This is a genomic window from Neobacillus piezotolerans, assembly GCF_003362805.1.
GTDB lineage: Bacteria > Bacillota > Bacilli > Bacillales > Cytobacillaceae > Bacillus_D > Bacillus_D piezotolerans.
On sequence record NZ_QNQT01000009.1, the window covers coordinates 172,176 to 178,175 of the forward strand.

The window sequence follows — 6,000 nt, forward strand, 5'->3', positions numbered from 1 at the left end:
GGATGTGTGTGTTGCGGCATTCAGGTATGATGGTGGAAAGAAATGGGGGAATTTGCATGTTTCCGTTACTTGAGACAGACAGGCTTATTTTGCGTGAGATTGGAAAAGAAGATGCGGCGGCCATTTTCGCCTGCTTTTCAAACGAGGACGTTGTCCGGTTCTATGGACAGGAGCACCTTGAAACAATTGAACAGGGGGAAGGATTCGTGGAGTTTTTTTCGAAAAATTATCACGAAAATAGGGGAATCCGCTGGGGAATCGAGCTAAAAGGCGCGAATGGGTTGATTGGGACAATTGGGTTCAATGGCTGGAGCCCGAAGCATAAACGCGCGGAAATCGGCTATGAACTCCATCCAGGCCACTGGCGGAAGGGATATGTGTCGGAAGCGTTGGAGAAGGTCATATCCTACGGCTTTGAAGAGCTGGGATTAAACCGGATCGGAGCGGTCGTTTTCCTCTAAAATGAAGCATCAAGCAACTTGCTTCAGAAGGCTGGCTTTCAAAAGGAAGGGATTTTGCGCGAGTATATGATCCAAAATGGAACTTCCTATGATACATATGTGTATTCACTTTTAAAAAGAAATAGTTGACAGAGTATTCGGTTAACAGTAAGATGAGTAAAAGTTTTCCATATAAAAAAGCACTGACGAGGAGCAGTAGGGGATTTTTCATTGTCAGAGAGCTGCTGGCCGGTGAAAAGCAGTCAATACGATTCCTGAACTCGCCTTTGAGCGGCCAGGCTGAATGAAGTAGGCCTGGACGGTTAACTCCCGTAATCGAGTCTTGAGAAGGTTTGCTTATTTCTTCTGCAAACCAAGAAGAGTGGTATCACGGCAAAAGCTTGTCGTCTCTTTACGGGGCGGTGGGCTTTTTTTATTTTTCAAAAGGAAAAGGGGGAAGTGTGATGAAGGAGGATTGCTTCATTTGCAAAAAGCACAAGGGCCTGATTCAAACTGTAGGGGAATTGATTTATGAAGATGATTATGTGTACGTTGGCCACATCGATAACGGTGGGAAGCCGAATTACCTCGGCCACATTATGATCGATTTAAAAAGGCATGCGCCAACGCTTGCGGACATGGAGCCGAAAGAATCGCGGGCGTTTGGCTTAATCATGTCGAGGGTGAGCAAGGGCTTGAAGGAATGTGAAGGAGCCGAGCATATTTATGCCGTCGTATCCGGAAATGCCGTGCCGCATCTCCATATGCACCTTGTGCCAAGATACCCCGGCACGCCGGAAGAGTATTGGGGTCCTTTTGCCGTGCATGACTCTCCAACCGCGCGTATGGGGGACAACGACGAAGTCATACAGGTTTGCCGGCGCATCAGGTCGTTTCTAGATGAAGGTGGCAAAAATGTCTAGAGAAATCAGCTGGGTTGGAAGCGAGAAAGATTTTGTAGACGAAATCAGCGTTGAAACGGTTGGAGCGATTGTCCTCGGCCGGTTTGGCGGCAATTCTTCTGCAGGCCAATATAAAAATGAGGATGGATGCATCGTTTGGGCTGACGGGGCAAATGGCTATGAATTTGTCGTTCTTCTTGATGCGCACAACTCAGCCGACAGCGCGGAACTGGTTGTAAGTGAATTTGGAAAACGAAAGGAAGAGCTAAAGGAGATTTTGCGGCTGCCGTTGAATAGGTCCTTGAGTGAATTGGAAAAGGGGATTCTGTACCTTTTTCAAAATGAGGATTTTAAAAGAAGATGTAGGAAACTTCGGGGTGAGACAGCGTGCCTGATTGCGGTGCGTAAAGAAAATTTTCTTTGGTGGTTTTCAATCGGTGACTGCATCCTCTATTTGCACCATCCCGAACTGGCCGCGTTACAGGAGTATCAGCAAAACCATCGGAGCTTTTATGAATGGGTAGGGAAAGTCAACACGTTTGAACTGCCTGTTCCTTGCTACAGCACAGGCTGCAAGGAACTTAGAAAAGGGGACAACCATATCCTTTTGACGACGGATGGGCTAGTTGAATGTCCTGGCTCGGTATTTGATCAGCCTGAAAAGGTCTTTACAGCTTTCCGGGATGCTGGAAATGAAGAAGGTGTTAGAAAACTGTTGAGGACGGTTCAGGAAAAAAATGTCCGCGACAGCACGACAATCCTTTCCTGGCAGATTATAAATGAAACAGCCGCAAGCGAGCCGAGCGATTTAGTAGGCAGAAAGGATGGTTAAAAGATGAAAGCGATTATTTTTGATTTTGACGGAACCCTCGCCGATACATTGCCTATTTGTTATTTTGCCTTTCAAAAGGTTTTTAAAGAATATGACGGCTTGGATTTAACACCTGATCAGATTAAGGCGATGTTCGGCCCTTCCGAAACAGGCATTATCCGCGAAAACCTCCTGCACAAAAGCCATGATGACGCAATCGAGTTGTTTTACGAAACATACAGCCAAAAACATGACGAGCTGGTGGAGAAGAATGAGGAAATAGCCAGCCTCTTAAAACAGTTGAAAAGCAAAGGCCATAAATTGGGCATCGTCACCGGAAAAGCGAAGAGGAGCCTGGATATTTCGCTTCATCGCCTTGGGATGGAAGGAATGTTTGATGCGGAAATAACCGGGGATGATGTTGAATTTCCAAAGCCCCATCCGGAAGGAATTCACAAGGCGCTGGCTGAGCTTGGCGTTTCCACGGCCGAAGCGATTTTTCTCGGAGACAGCGACGCTGATATCCTTGCCGGGAAGAAGGCGAACGTCCATACAATCGGAGTGCACTGGCTTCCAAATTATCAGTCGCTTGAGTTCACCGTAGAACCGGATCAGGTGTTTACGAGTTTCAGGGAATTGGTGGATTTATTAGTGAGATTAGAATGATTGATTGTATACTGGAGAAACTCATTAGTGGAGTGGGTTAGGGATTAACACCTTAAATAGCAAAAGCGAGCATTGAATCCACTTCAATGCTCCTTTAATTATCTTGAGTACCACAATAATATTCAGCTATCTCCTTAACACGTTCCAAAGTTATTCCTTCACGGAATTCGACCGCTAATGGATGGTCGGTTGGTTCGAGTTCAATGAATGGCCGAATGCCATCAGGCCTAAAGTGTGTCATTGCTTTTAAGTTAACTGTATCAGGATAACAAGATAACTCTGTTGATAGCCAGCCAAACATTGGTTCCAATTGTTCTTGTTTATCCCAGTATTCCTTTACTTTATTGAAATTCGCTTCATTTAACGAAACCCATACACCCCAAATGAAGTGTTCTTCAGTCCCGAGGATAGGGATTTCTATACATCCACGAATGAAGAAATGCTCGTTATCCATTACGCATAAGTCGTCGCTTAGTTCAAATTTATCTTCCCGTTCTTCAGGATCAATATAATAGTAATAAACAGGAGCAGGAGTTCCGTAACTTCGCGGAAGTTCTTCATGATAGTGGCCGCAGCAACTACAGGCGTATCCTTCAATTTTTGTCATTTATTCCACCACCAGCATTTCTTATTTAAGATAGATTATAGCATTTGTTTCAATGACCATGAGTTAACAAAAAAATAACAGACCAAAATTTACATTGGTCTGTCAATTGGATTGTTACCTATTTGTATTTTATCATAAGGCGTTACTTTAGGTTTTTTAGATTAACAGTTTGAACGCTTGGTTAATTCTGAAGCTGATGTTCTTTTTTCAAAACAGCCTTGTTGATGAATGGAAGCACGTAACGGTCTAGGCCGTATTTGCCAGCGTTGGCGCCAGCGGCAAGGATGATGAAGCCCATCAGGATGTCGGTTGGGTTGTGGCTGACTGTGCCTGCAAGCATGAAGCTGAAGTTCATCACGAGACCGAAGAACATTGCGGCACTAGTGAGGCAGCCAAGAATCAGGCCTAGGCCGACAAGGAATTCACCCCATGGAATCAGGACGTTGAAAAGATCGGCATTCGGAATTGCGAAAGCGTTCAGGAAGTCAACATACCAGCCATAGACGATTCCGTCCGGGCCTTGAACCGGCTTAGCGGCTGCGCCTTTCAGGAAGCCTGTTGCATCGAAGCCTCCAGTGAGTTTGTGATAGCCGGCAGTGATCCAGGCGTAGCCAAGATAAATGCGAAGGACGGCGAGAAGTGCGGCGGCGACTTTGTTTTCCCTTAAGAAATTGTTAAACATGGATAATTCCCCTTTTCGTAATTTATTTAAATATGTTGTTTACACTGTTATCATAATCCGGTTCCCAACATATCGGTAGGGGGTTTCCAGTTTATTCAACAATTAGACAAAGCTTCTTGACGAAGGTGTGACAAAGGTCACAATTAGGCTATAAAAGCTGGAATATAAGAGGACTTATAACAGCGAACAGGCCAACCCGCATGACAGGCTGGCCCGCATTATGCTATTCAAAAGTTAGTGCTTAAGCTTCAGCCGTCACCTTCCGGATTTTATAAATGACGTTAATGACCGCGGCGGCCCAGAGTATAACGAGCCCAACATACGTGTACTGGGCAACGGATTGCGAAACATGCAAAGCGCCGAAAAGCGTCCGGATGTTCGTTAAGATTATGATGCCGCCGACAAGAGTTCCGAGCAGATTGGTAGGAATGATTTTTACAAGCCACGCTGCAATTGGAGCGGCGATGACTCCGCCTATCATCAAGGCTAGCACCCATTGGACATTGACCGTCGACCAGCCCAGGGTTAAAAGGAATCCGATCGTGGAAGATACCGCAATCGCAAATTCGCTCGTATCGACTGAACCAATCACTTTCCTTGGATCCATCCGATTGCTAGTGAGAAGGACAGGGGTTGCGATCGGTCCCCAGCCTCCGCCGCCGGTTGCATCAAAGAAGCCGGCAATGAAACCTAGCGGGATAAAGAATTTTTTTCCGAACTTCTTCTGGACAGGTTCTTTTGTAGGATTGGATTTAAACATGAAACGGTAAATGACAAAAACGCCAAGGAGCAGTAGAAAAGCTGAAATAAAAGGCTTAATTAGATGCCCTGGAATGCTTCCCAAAAAACATGCGCCAATAAATGCGCCGATCGACCCCGGAATGATCAGCCGGTACACTACCTGTTTATCAACATTTCCAAATCGTATATGGGAAACTCCTGAAGCCGCTGTCGTTACGACTTCCGCCATGTGGACAGATGCGGACGCGACTGCCGGTGCTATTCCGAACATCAGCAGCAGTGAAGTCGAGGTTACCCCATAAGCCATTCCGAGCGAGCCGTCCACGAGCTGGGCTGCTAATCCAATCAGCGCTAGAACAATAAGCCTCCTCAAAAAAATCTCTCCTTTTTAAAAAAGTCCTGAATAGACTATGAAAAAGGGCATTCTCTAATTGTCGACTAATCTAATCAGGTTTGTAATGTACTGTATGAGCGGACGAAAATTGTGGTTCTAGCCAATTGCGAAAAATAGGTCAAATGCCCAGAAGGAGCGTGCCGCAATGAAGCTGTCGAGCAGGGGGGAATACGCGCTGCGGGCACTCATCTGTTTAGGGGGAAGCGGCGATAAACTTGTTTCAATCGGAGAGATTTCCGATAGGACGCTTGTGCCAATCAATTATTTGGAGCAGCTTCTTTTGCAGTTGAAGCGAAACGGATACGTCCAAAGCAAAAGAGGGGTTAATGGAGGATACAAACTGAGCAAAATGCCCGGTGAAATTATAATCGGCGATGTAATCCGCTACCTGGAAGGGCCGCTGGCGCCGATGGGGTGTGTCAGCATCACTTCATACGAAAGCTGCCCGCTTGAAGAAGGCTGCCTTCTGAAGCCATTGTGGGCACTCGTCAGGGATACGGTTGCCGAATTGCTGGACAGTACGACACTAAAGGATTTGCTTGATGGAAAGGTCTATCCGAGGCTTTCAGGCTCATGAGCAAAATGAAAAAATGCCCTTCCGGTTAAGATGGAAGGGCATTTCGTTTAGTTAGCTAACCGTTATTGCTGAAGCCCGGCGTCCCTTTTCAAAATAGTCTTGTTGATGAATGGAAGCACATAGCGGTCAAGGCCGTATTTGCCAGCGTTTGCTCCAGCGACAAGGATGATGAAGCCCATC

General features: G+C 46.1%; 7 protein-coding genes, 1 pseudogene and 1 other annotated feature. Of the genes and pseudogenes, 5 read left to right on the forward strand and 3 right to left on the reverse strand.

The window, feature by feature from the left end; translation table 11 throughout:
• The first annotated feature begins 56 nt into the window (after positions 1-56).
• The 4 genes and pseudogenes from DRW41_RS18055 to DRW41_RS18070 all read left to right on the forward strand — a co-directional run bounded on the left by DRW41_RS18055 (position 57) and on the right by DRW41_RS18070 (position 2,819).
• Positions 57-590: pseudogene (locus DRW41_RS18055) on the forward strand (GNAT family N-acetyltransferase).
• Positions 591-634: 44 nt separating this feature from the next.
• Positions 635-855: a binding site (T-box leader), on the forward strand.
• Between the two features lie 49 nt (positions 856-904).
• Entirely contained in the window at positions 905-1,363 is a 459-nt protein-coding gene (locus DRW41_RS18060; RefSeq protein ID WP_115453420.1) for an HIT family protein, read from the forward strand.
• Complete coding sequence (locus tag DRW41_RS18065) at positions 1,356-2,174, forward strand: PP2C family serine/threonine-protein phosphatase (RefSeq protein ID WP_115453421.1); 819 nt, start codon at positions 1,356-1,358, stop codon at positions 2,172-2,174. The genes DRW41_RS18060 and DRW41_RS18065 overlap by 8 nt, the downstream gene beginning before the upstream one ends.
• A 3-nt stretch (positions 2,175-2,177) precedes the next feature.
• Positions 2,178-2,819: an HAD family hydrolase gene (locus DRW41_RS18070; RefSeq protein ID WP_115453422.1), complete on the forward strand. Its 642-nt coding sequence runs from the start codon at positions 2,178-2,180 to the stop codon at positions 2,817-2,819.
• 94 nt (positions 2,820-2,913) lie between these two features.
• On the opposite strand, the gene DRW41_RS18075 is transcribed toward DRW41_RS18070, so the two are convergent.
• From DRW41_RS18075 to DRW41_RS18085, 3 genes are all read right to left on the reverse strand, one after another.
• Complete coding sequence (locus DRW41_RS18075; protein WP_115453423.1) at positions 2,914-3,426, reverse strand: DUF2199 domain-containing protein; 513 nt, start codon at positions 3,424-3,426, stop codon at positions 2,914-2,916.
• Positions 3,427-3,607: 181 nt separating this feature from the next.
• On the reverse strand, positions 3,608-4,108 hold the full coding sequence (locus DRW41_RS18080; RefSeq protein ID WP_115453424.1) for a DoxX family protein: 501 nt from the start codon (positions 4,106-4,108) through the stop codon (positions 3,608-3,610).
• Positions 4,109-4,349: 241 nt separating this feature from the next.
• The gene (locus DRW41_RS18085) at positions 4,350-5,222 is read right to left on the reverse strand and encodes a sulfite exporter TauE/SafE family protein (RefSeq protein ID WP_115453425.1); all 873 of its coding nucleotides are present in this window, start codon (positions 5,220-5,222) and stop codon (positions 4,350-4,352) included.
• A gap of 166 nt (positions 5,223-5,388) precedes the next feature.
• On the opposite strand from DRW41_RS18085, the gene DRW41_RS18090 reads away from it, so the two are divergent.
• Entirely contained in the window at positions 5,389-5,820 is a 432-nt protein-coding gene (locus DRW41_RS18090; RefSeq protein WP_115453426.1) for an RrF2 family transcriptional regulator, read from the forward strand.
• Positions 5,821-6,000: the final 180 nt, after the last annotated feature.